Source organism: Allobosea sp. 01N443, assembly GCF_056399325.1.
Genome location: NZ_JBFTRC010000007.1, coordinates 1 through 18,938, shown reverse-complemented (window position 1 = coordinate 18,938; position 18,938 = coordinate 1). Strand labels below are relative to the sequence as shown.

Genomic DNA, 18,938 nt, shown 5'->3' with positions numbered 1-18,938 from the left:
CCGGCTATATGACAGATTCATGATCCGACGCGCGGCACGTCTCTGCCTTGCCTTTGCGGCTTTCGCCTGGCTTGCCGCCGGCCCGGCAGAAGCTCGCCGCGTCCAGATCATCACCTCGTTCCCGCCCGCCTTCTTCGAGCCCTTCCGGACGGCCTTTCGCAATCGGCACCCGGACATCGCGGTCGAGGTCGTGCAGCGCAAGACCACCGCAGCCGTTGCGGATATCCGGACGCAGCAGCGTCAGGAGGCCGATCTGTTCTGGGCCTCGGCGCCCGACGCCTTCGAGTTGCTGAAACGGAGCAGGCTGCTGGCACCGCTGCAGGCCCGGGCGACCGGCGCCCCCGAGACCATCGCGGGCTACCCCGTCAACGATCCGGATGGGCACTATCTCGGCTTTGCCGTCTCGGGCTACGGGCTGGTCTACAACCCGTCCTATCTTGCGGCGCGTGGGCTCCCGGTACCGCGCAACTGGGCCGACCTTGCCGCCCCCGCCTATGCCGGCCATATCGGCCTGACCTCGCCGGCCCGCTCCGGCACGACGCACCTGATGGTCGAAGCCCTGCTGCAATCGCTCGGCTGGGAACGTGGCTGGGCGCTCTGGTCCGAGATCGGGGGCAATCTCGCCACCATCACGGCGCGCAGTTTCGGGGTGACGGCCGGTGTGGCGCGCGGCCGCTTCGGCATCGGTATCTCGATCGATTTCCTGGCAGAAACCGCCGGCGCGGAGGGCGAGACCAGCCGCTTCCTGCTGCCGGAGGAGACGCTCTTCGCACCAGCCAGCATCGCACGACTGGCAACGTCACCCAATCCGAAGGAAGCCGAGCTCTTCATCGACTTCGTGCTCTCGCCCGAGGGCCAGAAACTGCTGCGCGAGCCGCGGATCGGCCGGCTTGCGGTCTCACCGGCTGCCTATGGTGCCGACGAGGCGCCGCCGCATCTTTCGGACCTGTCGGGGCTCTTCAACCGGACACGCTTCGATGCCGGGCTGTCGGCCGGCCGCTACGAATTGGTCAACATCATCTTCGACGAGTGGATCACCTTCCGCCGCGCGGAGCATGCCCGGCTCTGGCGCAGCCTCCAGGGGCTGGAGGCCGCGCTTCTCGCCTATCCCGACGGGAAGGCTGCCCGCCTCCTAACCGAAGCGCGCAGAGCGCTGGTGCGGCCGCCCATCTCCGCCTCGGAACTCGGCCAGCCCGAACGCTTTCGCGATCTTGTGCGTGTGCCTCGGGGCCTGGCCGTTCCCGAGGCGCAGGCGCGTATCGAAGCCGAGATCCGCAGCGCAATCGCAGCCCAGGCCGCGGACGCCGCCGTCAGGTTGCGACAGGCTGCCGAGCGGCTCGCCGCCGCAGGGTGGACCAACTCGGATGACGGGCTGGCCGGAGGGCTGCCATGAGGCGCCTCTGGCAAGGCCGGCGCTTCGGCATCGGCGAACGCCTGATCGCCGCCTTTCTCGGCGTCGGTCTGTTCGCCGTCGGCGCCGGCATCGTCGGCGTCATCTCCTATGAGCGCCTGAGCACGGAACTGGCAGCCATCGCCCGCGATCATCTGCCGGGCCTGGCCTCGTCGGCGAGGCTCGCCGAAGCCAGCGCGCGCGTCATCGCCAGCATGCCCGAGCTTGCCAATGCCGAGCGGCGCGACGCCTATGAACGCAGCCGACGACTTGTCGGAGAACGGCTGGACGAGCTCGATCGGGTCCTGGCCGAGCGGGCCGAGGGAGGGTTCGCTTCGCCCGCCCTCGCCGCGGTTGCGACGGAAATCCGCAGCAATCTCAAAGCCATCGATGCGGTCTCGGGGCGGCGCTTCCCGCTTGGCGAGCGCAATCGCGCCATCGGTGAGGAACTGCGCTGGCTCCAGGCCGATCTCCTCGACGAAATCGAGCCGCTCACCGACGATGCCCGCTTCAATATCGAGACGGCGCTCGGCCAGGCCGGAACCGATGCACCAAGCGCGGCCAAGCCGAATGCCATTCGCGAGGAGACCCGCAAGAGCGCGGCGTTGATGACGCTGAATGCCCAGGCGAACCTGATCGTCGGACTTTACGGGCGGCTCGGCGTGGTCCGCACCCGCGAGGATATGGAGCAGACGGGCCACGTYATCGGCGAGGCGGTCGACCAGCTCGAAATCGAGGCCAGGGCACTGAATGGCTGGCCCGATACCATTACCGTCAGGCAGATTGCCCAACGGCTGATCGGACTTGCCGATGCCGGCACCGGATTACCCGCCATCAAGCGTGCCGAGCTGGCGGCCCAGGCCGACGCGCAACGCCTGATCACGGAAAGCCGGCGGCTGGTCAGCGAGCTCGGCACCCTGGTCTCCCAGGAGGTCCAGAGAACGGAAGCAACCGCGAAGGCCGCTGCCGAGCGTTCGGCCACAGCGATCAGGCTCGGCCGCAACCTGCTCCTGGCGATCGCCGCCGCCTCGCTGATCGGAGCCCTTCTCATCGGCTGGTTCTATGTCCGCCGGCATCTCGTCGCGCGGCTGCGCGTGCTCACCGAAGCCGCGACCAGCATCGCCAGCGGGCAGTCCTCGGCTGTTCTGCCCCACGCCGGCAATGACGAGCTCGGCGACCTCGCCCGGGCGCTTGCGGTCTTCCGGCAGACCCGCGACGACCTGATCCAGGCGGCCAAGCTGGCCGCGCTCGGCCAGATGGCCGCCGGCCTCAGCCACGAACTCAACCAGCCGCTGGCGGCGATTCGCTCCCATGCCCATAACGGCGTGCTGCTGCTGGAGCGCGAGCGTCCAGACGAGGCCCGCCACGCCATCATGCGCATCCAGGCGCTGACGACGCGCGCCGCCGAGCTGATTGCTCACCTCAGGCGCTTCGCCCGCAAGCCGGGCGTGACGCTTTCTCCCGTCGAGGTCGGCGGTGTGGTCGAGACGGCGCTGTCGCTCTTCGGTCCGCGTCTCGATGCCGGGCAGGTGACGCTGAAGCAGGACATGCCAGGCGAAAGGCTCTATGTCCGCGCCGAGGAAATCCGGCTGGAACAGGTCCTGGTCAACCTCATCGCCAATGCCCTCGATGCCATCGCCGGCCGGCCGGACCCGACGCTCGCGATCGGCGCGGCCCAACGCGGCAAGGCCGTCGAGATCTGGGTCGAGGATAACGGGCCCGGCATCGACCGCGCGCATCTGGAGCGAATCTTCGACCCGTTCTTCACGACCAAGCCGGTCGGCTCGGGGCTCGGCCTCGGCCTCTCGCTCTCCTACAACATCATCAAGGACCTTGGCGGCACGCTCGCCGTCGCCAGCTCCGGTCCCGCCGGCACACGCTTTCTGACTATGCTCGAAGCCCTGCCGAATCGCGCAATGGCTGCCATGGAAATTGACGCATGAATGCGCCGAGGATTGTTCTCGTCGACGACGATGCCGAGGTTCTCGAGGCCTGCCGGCTGACCTTGGAGCTCGAAGGCTTCGAGGTCGCGGCAAAGCGCTCGGCCGACGCCGCCCTGCCCCTGCTGACGCGCGACAGCCCCGTCGTTCTGGTGAGCGATGTCCGGATGCCCGGCCGCGACGGCTTTGGCCTGCTGGCGGCGGTCAGGGCGATCGACCCGGAAATTCCGGTCGTGCTCGTCACCGGCCATGCCGACGTCCCCATGGCGGTGAAGGCGATCCGCGACGGCGCCTGGGATTTCGTCGAGAAGCCGGCCGATCCCGTGCTCCTCACCGAGACCGTCCGCCGGGCGAGCGATTACCGCCGGCTGATCATCGAGAACCGGCTGCTGCGTGCCGGAGCCACCCCCGACGACCCGTGGGTCGCGCGGCTTGTCGGCGCCTCGCCGGCGATCGTCCGTTTGCGGCAGCGGCTGACCCTCATGGCCGATGCCGATGCCGACGTGCTGCTCTTCGGCGAAACGGGGACCGGCAAGGAGGTCGCGGCCCGCGCGCTGCACGATCTCGGCAAGCGCCGCAGCGGCCGCTTCGTCGCGGTGAACTGCGGCGCCATCCCCGAAACCATGATCGAGAGCGAGCTTTTCGGCCATGAGGCCGGCGCCTTCACCGGCGCGCGCGAGCGGCGCATCGGCAAGATCGAGCATGCCAGCGGCGGCACGCTCTTTCTCGACGAGATCGAGTCGATGCCGATGGCCGCGCAGGTCCGGCTGCTGCGCGCGCTCCAGGAGCGACGCATCGAACGCCTCGGCTCCAACCGCGAGATCGCGGTCGATATCCGCATCGTCGCGGCAACCAAGGCGGACCTTGCTGCATTGGCCAAGGCCGGCGGATTTAGAGAGGACCTCGTCTATCGCCTCAATGTCGTGACGCTTCGCCTGCCGCCCCTGCGCGATCGGCGCGAGGACATTCCATTGCTGTTCCAGCACTTCCTCGGGCTCGCCGCCGCTCGCGTCGGCCGMTCCGCCCCGCTGCTCGGCCGCGATCTGCTGCAGCGCCYGTCACGGCAGGACTGGCCCGGCAATGTCCGCGAATTGCGCAACGCCGCCGAACGCAGCCTGCTGGGGATGGACGAGGATTTCGATGATCACGAGACCGTCGCCGGACCATCGAGCGCCGAACTGACGCTGGAAGAACAGATCGCGCTCGCCGAAGCCGAGGTGATCGGCGCGGCGTTGAAACGCCATGGCGGCCGGATCGGCGTCACGGCAGCCGCCCTCGGCATCACCCGCAAGACCCTTTACCTCAAGATGCGCCGCTACGGATTGAGTGGCGCGGCAGCGCTTCCCGACTGACGTCGCGATGTTACCGTCCTGACCCATCCCGCCGACGCGACGGTTACCGCAACGACCCGCAGAGACCGCGAACTGCGCGCGCAAACCGGGATTTCCTCAACATAATCAATACGACGCCCGGTTGGCATCGTCGTTGCTGACAGATGAGCATCGGCCTCGACGCCGGGTGAGCAAAAACTGTCTTGGAGGAAATCATGGTCAATCGCAGGGTCGCACTCGCGGCCGCCCTCGGCCTGTCGCTCAGCACGTCATTCGCAACCATCGCCCTCGCCCAGGCTCCGGCCGGCAAGGTCACCGTCGTCACCTCCTTCTCCAAGGACGTGACCGACCCGATCAAAAAGGCCTTCGAGAAGGCGGTTCCGGGCGTCACGCTCGAGGTTCAGAACCGCAACACCAATGCCGGTGTGAAATATGTCGAGGAGACAAAGGCCAACAACCAGGTCGATCTCTTCTGGGCATCGGCTCCTGACGCCTTCGAAGTGCTCAAGGGCAAGAAGCTGCTGACGCCCTACAAGCCCAAGGCGGCCGGCATCCCCGAGAAGATCGGCTCCTATCCGATCAATGATCCGCAGGGCTTCTATTTCGGCTTCGCGGCATCGGGCTACGGCATCATGTGGAATGATCGCTACGCCAAGGCCAACAAGCTGCCGGAGCCGAAGGACTGGCAGGATCTCGCCAAGCCGGCCTTCTACGACCATGTCTCGATCGCCTCGCCGGCCCGCTCCGGCACGACGCACCTGACCGTCGAGACCATCCTTCAGGGCGAAGGCTGGGAGAAGGGCTGGCGCACGCTCAAGGAGATGTCGGGCAATTTCCGCTCGATCACGGAACGTTCGTTCGGAGTGCCGGAGGCGGTGAACTCCGGGCAGGTCGGCGTCGGCATCGTCATCGACTTCTTCGCCTTCTCGGCGCAGGCGTCCGGCTTCCCGGTCAAGTTCGTCTACCCGACCGTGACCACCGTCGTGCCTGCCAATGTCGGCATCATCGCGAACCCACCGAACAAGGCGGCGGCCGAGGCCTTCGTCGAGTTCCTGCTCTCGCCGGCCGGCCAGGAGGTCCTGCTCGACCCCGGCATCCGCCGCCTGCCGGTCAATCCGGCCGTCTATGCCAAGGCCGGCGCCGACTATCCCAACCCCTTCACCGATCCGCGCTTCCAGAAGATGATCGGCTTCGACGTCGACAAATCCGAAGCCCGGACCGCTGTCGTCGACACTCTGTTCGACCAGCTGATCTCCTTCCAGCTCGATGCGCTGAAGGGCGTCACCAAGACGCTGCACGAGGTCGACGCCGCGCTGGCGAAGAAGCCCAACGCCCAGGCCAAGGCTGCAGCCGATGAGGCACGCAACCTGATCGCAGCCATGCCGGTCTCGGAAGCGCAGGCTGCAAGCGCGGAACTCCGCGGCGCCTTTACCGGCGGCAAGGAGAAGGGCGCCAGACAGGCGGAGCTCGAGAGCCAGTGGGCCAATGCCGCCCGCGAGAATTACGCCAAGGCCAAGACCAAGGCCGAGGAAGCCCTCAAGCTCGCGCGCTGAGCCGTCGCCGCTGCCGTCATCCCTGCCGTAGCGACGTGAAGAGCCGGGATCCATGCCGGCCTCCCATTGGGGGCTCGGGCATGGATCGCGGATCTCCGCGCGGCCGTCTGGCATGATGGCGCGGGCTTTATCGATCGAGCCTCTTTCGGGAACTCCCCATGACCGCCGTCCCCGCGCTCTCGCGCCCCAAACGCATGTCGGCGACGCCTGGCCAGATCGCGCTCGCGCTGGCCATTGCAGCCTTCCTGCTGTTCTTCCTCGTGCTGCCGGTGGCAACGGTGATCTATGTCGCCTTCACCGAGAAGGGTACGAACAGCTTCACGCTGATCAATTTCTACGACTTCTTCCGCACCGAGCTGTTCATCCGGTCGTTCTGGAACTCGGTCTATGTCTCGGCCATGTCGGTGGTCTGGGCGTCGGTCTTCGCACTGCCGCTGGCCTATCTGACGACGCGTTTCGTCTTCCGCGGCGCTGCGGTCGTCCAGACGCTGGGTTTCCTGCCCCTGATCATGCCGCCCTTCGTCGGCGCCGTGGCGATGCAGCTCTTCTTCGGCCGCAACGGCTCGATCAACCTGCTGCTGGATGATTGGTTCGGCTTCAAGATCGGCTTCATGGAAGGGCTGAACGGCGTCATTTTCGTCCAGTCGGTCCACTACTTCCCGTTCATCCTGATCAATCTCTCGGCGGCGTTGCGCAATATCGACCGGGCCATGGAAGAGGCCGCGCAGAATCTCGGCTCCTCCGGCTTCCGCCTCTTCCGCCGCATCGTCTTCCCGCTTGCCATGCCGGGCTATCTCGCCGGCGCCTCGCTGGTCTTCGTCAAGGTCTTCGACGATCTGGCGACCCCCCTCCTGCTCAACGTCAAGGACATGCTGGCGCCGCAGGCCTATCTGCGGGTGACCTCGATCGGGATTGCCGACCCGATGGGCTATGTCATCTCGGTCGTCCTGATCATCGCCTCGGTCGTCGCCATGTGGCTGTCGGCGCTGGCGCTGAAGGGCCGCGACTACGCCACGACCCAGCGCGGCGGCGGCGGCCTCGCCAAACGTGTGATGTCACCGACTGAGGCCATCTTCGGCTATGGCGTCGTCATCCTGATCCTGGCGCTGGTGCTCGCGCCGCATCTGGGACTGCTGCTGCTCTCCTTTGCGACGATCTGGTCCTATTCGCCGCTGCCGGACGCCTTCACCGTCGCTCATTACGCCCGCGTCTTCGGCGAGAGCTCCGTCTACATCAAGAACACGCTGATCTATGCCAGCATCGCAGGCGGGATCGACATCGTGCTCGGTGTGGCGATCGCCTATCTCGTGCTGCGGACGAAGCTGGTCGGCCGCGAATGGCTGGACTGGACGGCGTCGGCGGCACTGGCGATCCCGGGTGTGGTGCTCGGCATCGGCTACCTCCGGACCTTCTACGGCATCACCTTGCCGGACGGCACGCCGCTCGCCTCGCTCTGGATCACCATCGTGCTGGCGCTCGCGATCCGGCGCCTGCCCTATGCGCTGCGCGCCTGCCACGCGGCGCTGCAGCAGATCTCGGTCTCACTTGAGGAGGCGGCGGAGAATCTCGGCGCCACCAAATCCCGGACAGTGCGGCGCGTCGTCGTCCCGCTGATGGCAGGCGGCATTCTCGCCGGCTTCGTCACCAGCTTCTCGACCGCGGCGGTCGAGCTCTCGGCCACGCTGATGCTGGTGCAGTCCAACTCCGACGCGCCACTGGCCTATGGGCTCTATGTCTTTATGCAGTCCGCCGCCGGACGTGGGCCTGGTGCGGCGCTTGGCGTCGTCGCGGTCATCCTCGTCGCGGCCTGCACCTTCCTCTCCCATCTCATCATCGAACGCAGCCAGAAGGCCAAGGGAATGGGCCACTGATCATGAACGCCATCGCACCGCTCGCTACCAAAGCCGTCGCCGTCGATATCGAGGGCATCAATCTCTCCTACGGCACCAATCATGTGCTGAAGAACGTCAACCTCGCGATCCGGCCCGGTGAATTCTTCGCCTTTCTCGGGCCATCGGGCTGCGGCAAAACCACGCTGCTCCGCCTTATCGCCGGCTTCAACCAGGCCGATACCGGCCAGGTCCGGATCGGCGGCCAGGACATTTCCACCCTGCCGCCCTGGAAGCGCGATGTCGGCATGGTCTTCCAGTCCTATGCACTCTGGCCGCATATGACAGTCCGCAAGAACGTCGCCTTCGGTCTTGAGGAGCGCGGCGTCGCCCGCGCCGAGATCGAGCGGCGCGTCGGGGTCGCGCTCGACCTGGTCGGGCTCGGCCATCTCGGCGACAGGCGCCCATCCCAGCTCTCCGGCGGCCAGCAGCAGCGCGTCGCGGTCGCGCGCACCGTCGCGGTCGAACCGAAGGTCCTGCTGCTCGATGAGCCGCTCTCCAATCTCGACGCCAAGCTGCGCGTGCAGGTGCGGCGCGAGCTGCGCGACCTGCAGCAGCGCCTCGGCCTGACGACGATCTTCGTCACCCACGACCAGGAGGAGGCCAACACGATCTGCGACCGCATCGCGGTGATGAACGAGGGCATCGTCCAGCAGGTCGGCACCCCGATGGACCTTTACGAGCGCCCGGCCAATCTCTTCGTCGCGAATTTCCTTGGTACCGCCAATATCCTCGAGGGCAAGGTTGTCGGCAGCGGCACCGAACGCGCCTTCGAGGTCAAGGGCGGCGCGAAGCTCCCGATCCCGGGTGATGTAGCGGTCCCGACCGGCGCCAAGCTGGTCTTTCGTCCCCAGCATGCGACTCTCGGCGCCGCAGGCGCCACGCATGCTGGGCAAGTCGCGTTGCCGGGCAGGATCGCGCATCGCGAGTTCCTGGGATCGAGCATGCGCTACGGCGTCACGATCGGCGAAACCGAAGTCTCGGTCGACCTGCCCTTCCAGTCGGGCGGCGACCTGCATGAGGTCGCGGCACCCGTCAGCCTGTCGCTGTCGCCGAGAACCGCGCTCTGGCTGGAGCGCTAAAGCATCGGCCCGGAAAGTGAATTGAGGTTTTCGGGGAAAGCCGATGCAAGCACGGAAGCCTGGATCATCGGACCGGATACGGTATCCCGTCAGATGATCCAGCCCTGGCGAGAATCACGACCAATGCGCGGCGCCGGGCAAGGCCATGACGAATATCCAGTTGCCAGAACGGTGTCGCGCCGCTCAGAGTTGATGCATCCCGTGATGCCGTGACGGCTATTTGCTTGCGCGGCATCGCTCGCCGACCTTGCGCAAGAGATCTTCGCCATGAGCCCGCCTGCCGCCGCCCGCATCGACATCGAGCGCTTCTGGACGACAATAGAACGGTCGGGCGAGATCGGTCCGGGCCGGCCGGGCGGTCTCTCCAGGCTTGCCTTGTCGGATGCCGACAAGCAGGTCCGCGACGAGTTCGTCGGCTGGTGCCGGGAGGCCGGCCTCACCGTCCGCATCGACGGAATCGGCAATATCTTCGCCCGGCGTCAGGGCCGCGACGACACGCTGCCTCCCGTCGTGATGGGAAGCCATCTCGACACGCAGGTGAATGGCGGCCGCTTCGACGGCATCGCCGGCGTGCTCGGCGCGCTCGAAGTCTGCCGCACGCTCGATGCGCTCGGCCATCGCACGCGCCGCCCGCTGGAGATCGTGAACTGGACCAATGAGGAGGGCGGCCGCTTCTCCCCGCCCATGGTCGGCTCGGGCTGCTTCACYGGCACCTACACACTGGACTGGGCCCGCGGTCGCACCGACGATGACGGAATCAGTCTCGGCCAGGAGCTGCAGCGCATCGGTTATCTCGGCGAGATGGAGGCAAGCCCGCACGCCTTCGACGCCTATTTCGAGTTCCATATCGAACAGGGCCCGATTCTCGACCGCGAGGGCATGCAGGTCGGCGTCGTTACCGGCGGCTACCCGAGTTGCGGCATGCTCGTCGAATTCCGAGGCGAGACCGCCCATACCGGTCCCTGGCCGATGGAGCGGCGCAGGAACGCCCTGGTGGCCGGCGCGCGCCTTCTCACTGCGGTCGACGATATCGGCTGGGAGAACGCCGGCACGGGCGGCAAGGCGACAGGTTCGCGGCTCGTCGCCTGGCCGAACAAGCCCGGCATCCTGTCGGACTGGGCGCAGGCGGTTTGCGACGTCCGCCATCCCGACGCGGAGACGACCCTGGTCATGGCCGAGCGCGTGCGCCGCGCCATTGGCGAAGCCGCAGCACGCGGCGGCTGCACGGCCGAAATCCTCGACACCTGGAACTGGGGCGGACGGATTTTCTCGGGCGAACTGATCGAGGGCATCCGCTCTGTCTCGCTCGGGCTCGGCTACCGGACGCAGGATATCCTGAGCCAGGCCGGGCACGACGCCTATTTCGTCGCCCGCCATGCTCCGACGGCGATGATCTTCGCGCCGTGCAAAAACGGCATCACCCATAACAACCTGGAACTCTGCACGCGCGAGGATCTGGAGCCCGGACTGAATGTCCTGTTCCGCTCCGTGGTCGCGCGCGCCGATCGATAGGGGCTCCGTCGCCCCGCGCGATGCCGATGTCTAGGACGGGTGGCTGAAGCGAGCGACCCGCGCATCCTTCATCAGGTTGCAAAAGTCAGGTCCACTGACGCGCACCAGCGTCCTGTGGTCGCCCCCCTCGAAATAGACGTCCCTGGCGTCATGAAGGCTTTCATCGAGGATCACCGGTACGTCATAGGCCGATCCGATCGGCGGAACCGCGCCCAGGTCGCAATCGACGAACAGCGAACTCACCTCATCCTCCGAGGCGAGGCCGAGCCGCTGGTGTATCACATCCTGCAAAGTGGAGAGCTCGATCCGGTGCGTGCTGGGAACGACGGCCAGGACATAGCCGCTCTCATGGTGAACCACCACGGATTTGGCCAGCCTGCTGCCCGGGACATGCGCGGCTTGCGCCGACTGGCTGCTGGTCGCCGTACGGTGATGCGCGACGGTGTCATAGGCGATGCCTTCGCCGTCGATATAGGCTTGGAGTTTCTTTGCGATTGTCATCGGAGGCGCCCCTTTGTTGTCTGGCGACGCGTCAGGACGACATCCTCCTCTCCTCCTCCGCGAAGTCAACGGCGAATGGGCTGCCAGGGCCGGGGCACAGGCTCCGCCCGTGCGAGCCGGCGAGCCTTTGACACGCGGTTGTGGATCCGGGTTCCGGGCCTCGGCTAACCGATCGTCCCGGAACCGCTCGATTGTCTGCCCGCCAGCGGCCTCAGCTCAGGCTTGAGCGCTTCATGAAGGCGCCGCCCTTCATGATCAGCGGCATATGCCGGCCCTGGCGGGTCAGCAACGCCAGGTCCTTCAGCGGGTCGCCGTCGACGACGACCAGGTCGGCATGGGCGCCCGGCGCGACCGTACCGATCTTGCCTTCGAGCCCGAGCAGCTTCGCCGCGACATGGGTGGCCGCACCGATCACCTCATGCGCCGGCAGGGCGCGGCCGCGAATGACGAACTCCTCGGACTGATGACGATGCATCTCGCCGAGAAGATCGCTGCCATAGGCCATGGGCAGGCCCGCCTTCCTCATGATGGCGAGCGAATCCATGCCGGCGACACGGACATTCTCGACCTTGGCGATGGAATCCGGCGGGAAACCGAGCTTGCCGCCTTCGCTGGCGAGCTTGTCATAGGTCACCAGGGTCGGCACGGCGACGGCGCCCTTCGCGGCGGCGAGCTTGGCTGTATCCGCCTGGATCAGGTTGCAATGTTCGAGCGAGTGGACGCCAGCCTCGACGCAGCGGCGGATCGCCTCGTCCGTATAGACATGGGCCGAGACATAAGTGCCGGCCATCCGGGCTTCCTCGACGATCGCCTCGAGCTCGCTCACGGAATAGCCGAGGAAATGGATCGGATCGGTCGGAGAGGCACAGCCGCCATTGGCCATGATCTTGATGAAATCGGCTCCGCCCTTGAGCTCCTCGCGAGCCGCCCGGCGCACTTGGTCGATGCCGTCGCAAATGCGGCCGAGAGCGCCGAGCCGATGACGGGTCGTCACCGCCTCGCGATCGTCATAGCGGCCGCGGAAATCGGCATGGCCGCCGGTCTGGCTCAGCGCCTTGCCGGAAATGACGAGGCGCGGTGTGGGGAAATGCCCCTCCTCGGTCGCAACCTTCAGCCCGAAATCGGCGCCGCCGACATCACGCACCGTGGTGAAGCCGCGCAGCAGCATCTCGCGCATGATCACGAGGGAGCGCACCGTCACGAGGGAGTCCGGCAGCGCCGCATTGCGCCCGAGATCGGCGACGCCGGCGATGACATGCACATGCGCGTCGATCAGCCCGGGCATCAAGGTCCGGCCCGCCAGATCGATCACCTTCGCCTTGCCGGCGGACACGGTCTTGCCGACCTCGCGGATCGTCCCGCCCTCGACCAGGACTGAAACCGGTGCACCGCGCTCCGGCGCGGTGCCGTCGACGATGCGGGCATTGGTGAAGAGGGTGGAAGCCACGGCAATTCTCCAGTCGGATGGGAGCTGTCAGACAGCGCGCGCTGCTGCGCGGGCAGCCAGGAATGCGGGAACCAGCAGAGGCGCCAGCCGCTCAACCAGCGGCACATGCTCCTCGCGATAGAAGCCTTCCGGCGCGAGCAGGTTGATCGTGCCAACGACCTTGCCGTCATAGAGCGCCGGGACATTGATGACCGAGCCGAGGCCCATGCTCTCGATCAGCACGTGATCGAAGAAGGCCCAGCGGATTCCGGCCTTGTCGCGCCCGAGATAGGGCTTGCGCCCCTTCAGCACATGGTCGCCCCAGGGCGTCGGCCCCATCGTCTTGCGGCCCGAGACCGGATATTCGGCCGGGCGGTTCGAATAGATCCGCGCGACCTCCTCGCCATCGACGTAGAGCAGGGTGAAGAGCTCATGCCCGACGAGCTGCTTGGTCACAGCCTCGAAGGCCTTGAACAGCGTGTCCGGCTGGCCGGGCTCTGCAAGCAGGCGCGACAGGGCGGCAAGATCATCGGACATCGTGAACTCCGGGATTCAGGCTTTGAAAGGAACGGGTTTGGGTGCACGTGGAATGCGTTCGGGCAGGAGCCCCTGCGGCCGCAGGTGCAGGACGAGGATCAGCGCGAGCCCGACCAGGATCTCGCGCAGTGCCGCGACCTGGACAGGCTGCAGACCTGGCACCCATTCGGTGGCGAAGCGCGTCGCCTCGAGGAAGATCACGACGAGATAAGCGCCCACGACCGCGCCGCTCGGGCGACCGACACCGCCGGCAGTCACCGCCAGGAAGATGTAGATCGTGATCAGCGGCTGGAAATGGTCAGGCGACACATAGGACTGGAAATGCGCATAGAGCGCGCCGGCCAATGCCGCGATGGCAGCTGAGAGCGCGAAGGCCTGGAGCTTGAAACGCAGCACCGTCTTTCCGGCGAAGGCCGCAAGCTGCTGATCCTCGCGGATCGCCTTCATCGCCCGGCCATAGGGCGAGCCGTCGAGCCGACGCAGCAGCAGCCAGACGCCGGCCACGATCAGCGTGACCAGACCGAGATAGAACAGGTTGAAGCCCATGAGGCCGAGCTCGGCCTTCAGAGGCGCCTTGATCCCGGAAATGCCGTCGGATCCCTTGGTGAGCCAGCGCTCGTTCAATGCAACGAGCCGGATCACCTCGGCAAAGCCGAGCGTGACGATGGCGAGATAGTCGTCGCGCAGGCGCAAGGTCGCGAATGTGACGACAAGCCCGACCACCGCGCCGACCGCGAGCGCCGCGGTCCAGCCGAAGAGCACCGGCGCCCCTGCCCCAGTCGCCAGCGCAGAAGCATAGGCTCCGACCGCAAAGAACCCGGCAAGGCCGAGATTGACCAGTCCGACGCCGCCCCAGATCAGGTTCAGGCTGAGCGCGAGCAGCGCGTAGATACCACAGAGCGTCAGGGTGAAGATGACATAGGACAACATCAGACCGCCCTCTCGCCCAGGATGCCGCGTGGACGGAAGGTCAGCATGATCAGGATCGCGATGAAGCCGACGGCGGTGCGATAGGTTGCGGGCACCGCAATCAACGCCAGTTCTTCGGCGATGCCGAGCGCAAGCGCTCCAACCACGGCGCCAGGGATCGAGCCGAGCCCGCCGAGCACCGCGGCGGCGAAGACCGACAGCAACACGCGATAGCCGGTGAGCGGGTCGATCGAGGTATCGAGGCCGATCAGCACGCCGCCGACACCGGTGAGCCCAGCGCCCAGGAAGACGGTGACGATGGCGATCCGGGCAGGATCGATGCCCTTCAGCCGGGCGAGATCGGGATTGTCGGCGACTGCGCGCATGGCCTTGCCGAAGCGCGTATAGCGCAGGAAGGCAAACATCGCGGCCATGATCACGACCGCCAGCGCAAGGCTCTGCAGCTGCTGCGGGCCAATCCGCAGATCGCCGAAGCGCATGTCGCGCATCAGGGGCAGGTTATAGCCGCGCATGTCGTTGCCGAAGACGAACCGGACGATATTCTCAAGCACGAGATTGAGCGCGATCGAGGCGATGGCGACGATGAGCGCCCCGTTCCCGCGCAGGCGGCTGAGCGCACTCTCCTCCGCGACCACGCCGACGGCTCCGGCGATAGCAAACGCAATCACGAGAGCCGGAATAATCGGCAGCCCCAGCACCACATTCGCCCACCATGCGGCAAAGGCGCCAATGGTGGCATAGGATGCGATGGCGAAGTTGGGATAGCGCAGCACGGCGAAAATGGCCGAGAAGCCGACAGCCGGGACGGCAATCAACGCCCCAGTCATCAGCCCGTTGATGAGCGCCTGCAGGAAAAGGGTCACGCGCGCGGGTCTTTCGGGATCAGGCGATCTTGACCAGAACGATCTTCCCGCCCTGGACCTGCTCGTAGCGGAACTTCGAGTCGCTGATATCGCCGGTCTCGGTGAAGTCGCACGGGCCGCTGGCGCCGTCATAGTCGACAGGCTGCTTGGCTGCGATCGCCTTCAGGCCGTCAATCGCATTATCGATCTTGGCACCGCCCGGCGCCTGGCTCGCCTTGCGGATCGTGTCCTTGATCGCCGTACCGGACGCATCGCCGGCCAGCGCGATCGCCATCAGCACCAGGTTGATCTGGTCATAGATCTGCGTCGTGTAGGGATCGGGCGAAGCCACGCCGATCAGCTTGACCAGGCGCTCATAGGCCTTCGAGCCTTCCGCCGACGAGGGCGAGATCGTGTAGGTCTTGTCGACGACATCGGCCGGAACGCTGTCGACGAGCTTCTGGTTCACCGAATAGCCGAAGGCGACCTTGAGCCCGCCGAAGCCGGCCCGGAAGAGGTCTTTCAGCATCACGGCGGTGTCGGGCGTATAGCCGCCGAACACGACCGCGTCGGGCTTGAAGCGCAGCACCTCGTCGATCTCGGTGCGATAGGCAGGCTTCTTGTCGTCATAGATCAGGGACGCCGTCTCGCCGCCGCCCTTCTTCACGGCCTCGGTGATATTGTCGAACTGGCTCTTGGCGAAGGGCGTCTGCGGCGACAGGAAGAAGACGCGCTTGGCCTTCTCGGCGATGACGAACTCGCCGAACTTGCGGCCCTGCAGCGTCGTCGTCGGCTGCGTGCGGATCAGATAGCCCTGATGCGGCAACTGCGTGATCGAATCCGCGCCCGAGACGGTCGCCAGGAAGGTCTTCGATTCCCAGCAGAGCGGCGCGACCGCGGTCGTGACCGAGGAGGCCCAGGTGCCGAGAATGGCCGAGACCTTGTCGACGTCGATCAGCTTGCGCGCCGCGCGGACGCCGGCTTCCGGATTGGTCTGGTCGTCCTCCGAGATCAGCTCGATCTTGCGCCCGAGCACGCCACCTGCCGCATTCACCTCATCGATGACGGCCTTGACCGCCTTGACCATCACCGGGCCATAGGGACCACCCGAGCCGGTCAACGGCGTCAGGGTGCCGATCCTGATCGGCGCGCCCTGGGCGAGCGCGAGCTTCGGTAGCGCACTGACACCGGCAAGCGCGGCGGCCCCCGTCAGAAGCGTCCGGCGGTTCGTCATGAAATCGGTCATGGTGATCCCCTTGTCCTTATGTTTCTTGAACTGTGTCGGCGTCGGCTTCAGCCGCCCAGGAAGAGGCGGCGGATATCGGGGTCGGAGGCGAGAGCAGGTCCCGCCCCCTCTCGGCTGTTGCGGCCAGAGACGAGCACATAGCCCCGCGTCGAGATTTCGAGCGCTTCGAGCGCGTGCTGCTCCACCATCAGGATCGGCAAGCCCCCCCTGTTCAGGGCGACGATCGCCTCGAACAGTTCATCAGCCGCCTTGGGCGAGAGCCCGGCTGTCGGCTCGTCGAGCAGCAGCAGGCTCGGCGCATTCATCAGCCCCATCGCCATCGCCAGGATCTGCCGCTGTCCGCCCGACAGCGTACGCGCCAGCGCGCGCCGCTTCTCCGCCAGCATCGGATAGCGCTGATACATCTCTTCGCTGCGCGTCCTGACTCCGCCGGAATCCTGGAAACCGCTGATCTCCAGGTTCTCGGCAACCGTCATCGCACCAAAGACATTGCGTTCCTGCGGTACGAAGCCGATGCCGGCCCGCGCCCGGCCAAGCGCATTCGCAGCCGTGATATCCGCGCCGTTCAGGCTGATCTGGCCCTTGCGCGCCGCAACCAGCCCCGCGACGGTCTTGAGCAAGGTCGATTTACCGGCCCCGTTCGGCCCGATGATCGAAACGATCTCGCCTGGTGCGACCCTGAGCGACGTGCCCTTGAGAATTTCTTCGGCCGCGCCATAGCCGGCGACAACACCTTCGACCGAGAGCAGGGCGGCGCCCGCAGCCGCGCTCAATGCCGCCTCCCGAGATAGGCTTCCTGCACCCGGATGTCGGCGGCGACCTCCTCGAACGAACCCTGGGTCAGGGTCCTGCCCTCGGCCATGACGACGACCGGTTGGCAGAGGCGCTTGATCAGCGCCATGTCATGCTCGATCAGGCAGATCGTCAGGCCTTCACGGTTGAGCCCGACGAGATGCTCGGCGATCTCGTCGGCCAGGCTCGGATTGACGCCCGCCATCGGCTCGTCGAGCAGCAGGATTTTCGGCTTGGCCATCAGGGCTCGCCCGATCTCGACCAGTTTTTTCTGACCGCCGGACAGCGCCGTGACCGGATTATCAAGCACGTGGTCGAGCTTCAGCCGGCGCGCAATCTCGAAGGCGCGCCCTGCCAGCTCGGCTTCGCGGCGGCGTGCGGCAGCAGAGCCGAACAACCCCGCGAGCAGATTCTCGCCGGGCTGATCCGCGCCATAGAGCATCAGATGTTGGAAGACGCTGAGCTTGGGGAAGCCCCGTGCCAGCTGAAAGGTCCGCACAAGCCCCGCCGCGACGAGTTCTTCCGGTGCCAGGCCCGTTGCATCCTTCGGCCCCAGCGCGACTGTACCGCCCTTGGGCCGGTACAGTCCGGATACAGCATTGAACAAGGTCGATTTGCCGGCACCGTTGGGGCCGATCAGGCCGGTAAAGCTTCCGGCCGGCACGGCGAGATCGACACCGCGCAGCACATGCACGCCGTAGAAGTCGAGCTTCAGGCCCGTGACCGTCAGCAGCGGCGTCATGAAGCCTGTGCCCCCGCAACCGACCGGCGTGAGGGCGATGTCTGTGTCGGAAAATGCTGGCGGACCTGAAGCTTCCAGAAATTCAGCATCTCGGCGTAATAGGCTGGGTCCTTCCGCAGCACGGTCTGGGCGATCATGCCGCGCACCAGGCACATCGTGGCGTTCATCACCACGCGGGTATGGTCCGCATCGACCTTGGTGCGGGCGGCGAGTGCGGTCCAGACCGCATCCAGACCAGCGTGGAATTCTCGCACCACGGGCACGAGATCAGCCCGGAACTCGTCATTATGCCGCGCCTCCGGCAGGAACTCCATGGTCACATAGAACAGCCGGTCCGACATCATCTGCCAGATGTAGTCGACGATCTCGTCGCTGGAGCCACCCCGCTCTGCGAAGGCCTCGGCGAAGCGATGCAGGTTGCGCGAGGAACGCCCGAGCAGATCGGCGACAGAAGCCRTGATGATCGCCTCGCGCCCGGCAAAGTGATGCGTCAGCGCGCCACGCGAGACGCCGGCGGCGCGGGCAATTTCGGGGGTGGTCGTGCGTGCGAGCCCGCGATCATGCATCAGATCGATCGTCGCATGCATCAGCCGCGCAGAGGTGTCCGCGCTGCGTTCCTTCTGCGATCGCCTCTTGCCGGTTCCGGTCAAGCTGCCCCTCCACTTTCAGCCGAGAGCAAGCCTGTGATCGCATTTACAAACAGTCAAGACTGTTTCTACGACGACGGTGCTGAGTTGCGTGCTGAACGGGTAAGCGGCAAGACACACTGAGGATCCGGCCAAAGCCAAGGCCGGTCAGCCCGCGGATTCTGCAGGGAGCCATGGCATGTCGTTCAGCTGGGACGAGGCCGTTGCCTACGCACTGACGCTTCCTGGCGCCGGGATTTCAACCAGCGACGGCCTGCTGGCGGTGAAGGTAAACGGCCGGGATCAATCGCGCCCGCGACTGGAACGCCAGCCGCCCGCGCTTGCGGGTGAAGCGGTAGCGGCCAGCCGCAGCGCTTTATCTGGTCCTGGCGCCAGGCCGGCGGGAGTCGGTCGGTCCATCCGCGGGACCATGCTGATCCGCGTGCCGAGCCTTGTGTTCCGCGGCTTAGAACGCAGAAAGCCCGCAGCGTTTATCGCGGCGGGCTTGAGTGTTTTTTGGGATTTTTGGTTGCGGGGGCCAGATTTGAACTGACGACCTTCAGGTTATGAGCCTGACGAGCTACCGGGCTGCTCCACCC

17 protein-coding genes are annotated in these 18,938 nt (G+C 66.2%); 8 read left to right on the top strand and 9 right to left on the bottom strand.

Annotated elements, in window-relative coordinates:
- Positions 1-19 precede the first annotated feature (19 nt).
- The 7 genes from AC1DRP_RS03670 to AC1DRP_RS03640 all read left to right on the top strand — a co-directional run bounded on the left by AC1DRP_RS03670 (position 20) and on the right by AC1DRP_RS03640 (position 10,697).
- Positions 20-1,393, top strand: a complete 1,374-nt coding sequence (locus AC1DRP_RS03670; RefSeq protein WP_441507453.1) for an ABC transporter substrate-binding protein — start codon at positions 20-22, stop codon at positions 1,391-1,393.
- Positions 1,390-3,333 (top strand): ATP-binding protein, encoded by a 1,944-nt coding sequence (locus AC1DRP_RS03665; RefSeq protein ID WP_476767814.1) that lies wholly within the window; start codon positions 1,390-1,392, stop codon positions 3,331-3,333. The genes AC1DRP_RS03670 and AC1DRP_RS03665 overlap by 4 nt, the downstream gene beginning before the upstream one ends.
- Entirely contained in the window at positions 3,330-4,682 is a 1,353-nt protein-coding gene (locus AC1DRP_RS03660; protein WP_476767813.1) for a sigma-54-dependent transcriptional regulator, read from the top strand. Before AC1DRP_RS03665 ends, AC1DRP_RS03660 begins: the two co-directional genes overlap by 4 nt.
- Before the next feature lie 194 nt (positions 4,683-4,876).
- The gene (locus tag AC1DRP_RS03655) at positions 4,877-6,214 is read left to right on the top strand and encodes an ABC transporter substrate-binding protein (RefSeq protein ID WP_441507456.1); all 1,338 of its coding nucleotides are present in this window, start codon (positions 4,877-4,879) and stop codon (positions 6,212-6,214) included.
- A gap of 158 nt (positions 6,215-6,372) precedes the next feature.
- A complete protein-coding gene (locus AC1DRP_RS03650; RefSeq protein WP_441492686.1) occupies positions 6,373-8,085 on the top strand; it encodes an ABC transporter permease in 1,713 nt (570 codons plus the stop codon).
- Positions 8,086-8,087: 2 nt separating this feature from the next.
- Positions 8,088-9,185: an ABC transporter ATP-binding protein gene (locus tag AC1DRP_RS03645; RefSeq protein WP_441492685.1), complete on the top strand. Its 1,098-nt coding sequence runs from the start codon at positions 8,088-8,090 to the stop codon at positions 9,183-9,185.
- Between the two features lie 267 nt (positions 9,186-9,452).
- Complete coding sequence (locus AC1DRP_RS03640; RefSeq protein ID WP_441507457.1) at positions 9,453-10,697, top strand: Zn-dependent hydrolase; 1,245 nt, start codon at positions 9,453-9,455, stop codon at positions 10,695-10,697.
- 30 nt (positions 10,698-10,727) lie between these two features.
- On the opposite strand, the gene AC1DRP_RS03635 is transcribed toward AC1DRP_RS03640, so the two are convergent.
- The 9 genes from AC1DRP_RS03635 to AC1DRP_RS03595 all read right to left on the bottom strand — a co-directional run bounded on the left by AC1DRP_RS03635 (position 10,728) and on the right by AC1DRP_RS03595 (position 18,363).
- Positions 10,728-11,198, bottom strand: a complete 471-nt coding sequence (locus AC1DRP_RS03635; protein ID WP_441492682.1) for an aminoacyl-tRNA deacylase — start codon at positions 11,196-11,198, stop codon at positions 10,728-10,730.
- A 211-nt stretch (positions 11,199-11,409) separates the two neighbouring features.
- A complete protein-coding gene (locus tag AC1DRP_RS03630; protein WP_441507458.1) occupies positions 11,410-12,645 on the bottom strand; it encodes a metal-dependent hydrolase family protein in 1,236 nt (411 codons plus the stop codon).
- Between the two features lie 27 nt (positions 12,646-12,672).
- Positions 12,673-13,161, bottom strand: a complete 489-nt coding sequence (locus AC1DRP_RS03625) for a GAF domain-containing protein (protein WP_441507459.1) — start codon at positions 13,159-13,161, stop codon at positions 12,673-12,675.
- 15 nt (positions 13,162-13,176) lie between these two features.
- The gene (locus tag AC1DRP_RS03620) at positions 13,177-14,091 is read right to left on the bottom strand and encodes a branched-chain amino acid ABC transporter permease (protein ID WP_441492679.1); all 915 of its coding nucleotides are present in this window, start codon (positions 14,089-14,091) and stop codon (positions 13,177-13,179) included.
- Positions 14,091-14,954, bottom strand: a complete 864-nt coding sequence (locus AC1DRP_RS03615; protein WP_476767812.1) for a branched-chain amino acid ABC transporter permease — start codon at positions 14,952-14,954, stop codon at positions 14,091-14,093. The genes AC1DRP_RS03620 and AC1DRP_RS03615 overlap by 1 nt, the downstream gene beginning before the upstream one ends.
- A 19-nt stretch (positions 14,955-14,973) precedes the next feature.
- Positions 14,974-16,179, bottom strand: a complete 1,206-nt coding sequence (locus AC1DRP_RS03610; RefSeq protein WP_441507462.1) for an ABC transporter substrate-binding protein — start codon at positions 16,177-16,179, stop codon at positions 14,974-14,976.
- 47 nt (positions 16,180-16,226) lie between these two features.
- Positions 16,227-16,952: an ABC transporter ATP-binding protein gene (locus AC1DRP_RS03605; protein WP_441507463.1), complete on the bottom strand. Its 726-nt coding sequence runs from the start codon at positions 16,950-16,952 to the stop codon at positions 16,227-16,229.
- Entirely contained in the window at positions 16,949-17,713 is a 765-nt protein-coding gene (locus AC1DRP_RS03600; RefSeq protein ID WP_441507464.1) for an ABC transporter ATP-binding protein, read from the bottom strand. The genes AC1DRP_RS03605 and AC1DRP_RS03600 overlap by 4 nt, the downstream gene beginning before the upstream one ends.
- A complete protein-coding gene (locus AC1DRP_RS03595; protein ID WP_476767811.1) occupies positions 17,710-18,363 on the bottom strand; it encodes a TetR/AcrR family transcriptional regulator in 654 nt (217 codons plus the stop codon). Before AC1DRP_RS03595 ends, AC1DRP_RS03600 begins: the two co-directional genes overlap by 4 nt.
- A gap of 175 nt (positions 18,364-18,538) precedes the next feature.
- On the opposite strand from AC1DRP_RS03595, the gene AC1DRP_RS03590 reads away from it, so the two are divergent.
- Positions 18,539-18,892 (top strand): hypothetical protein, encoded by a 354-nt coding sequence (locus AC1DRP_RS03590; protein ID WP_441507465.1) that lies wholly within the window; start codon positions 18,539-18,541, stop codon positions 18,890-18,892.
- The last annotated feature ends 46 nt before the right edge of the window (positions 18,893-18,938 follow it).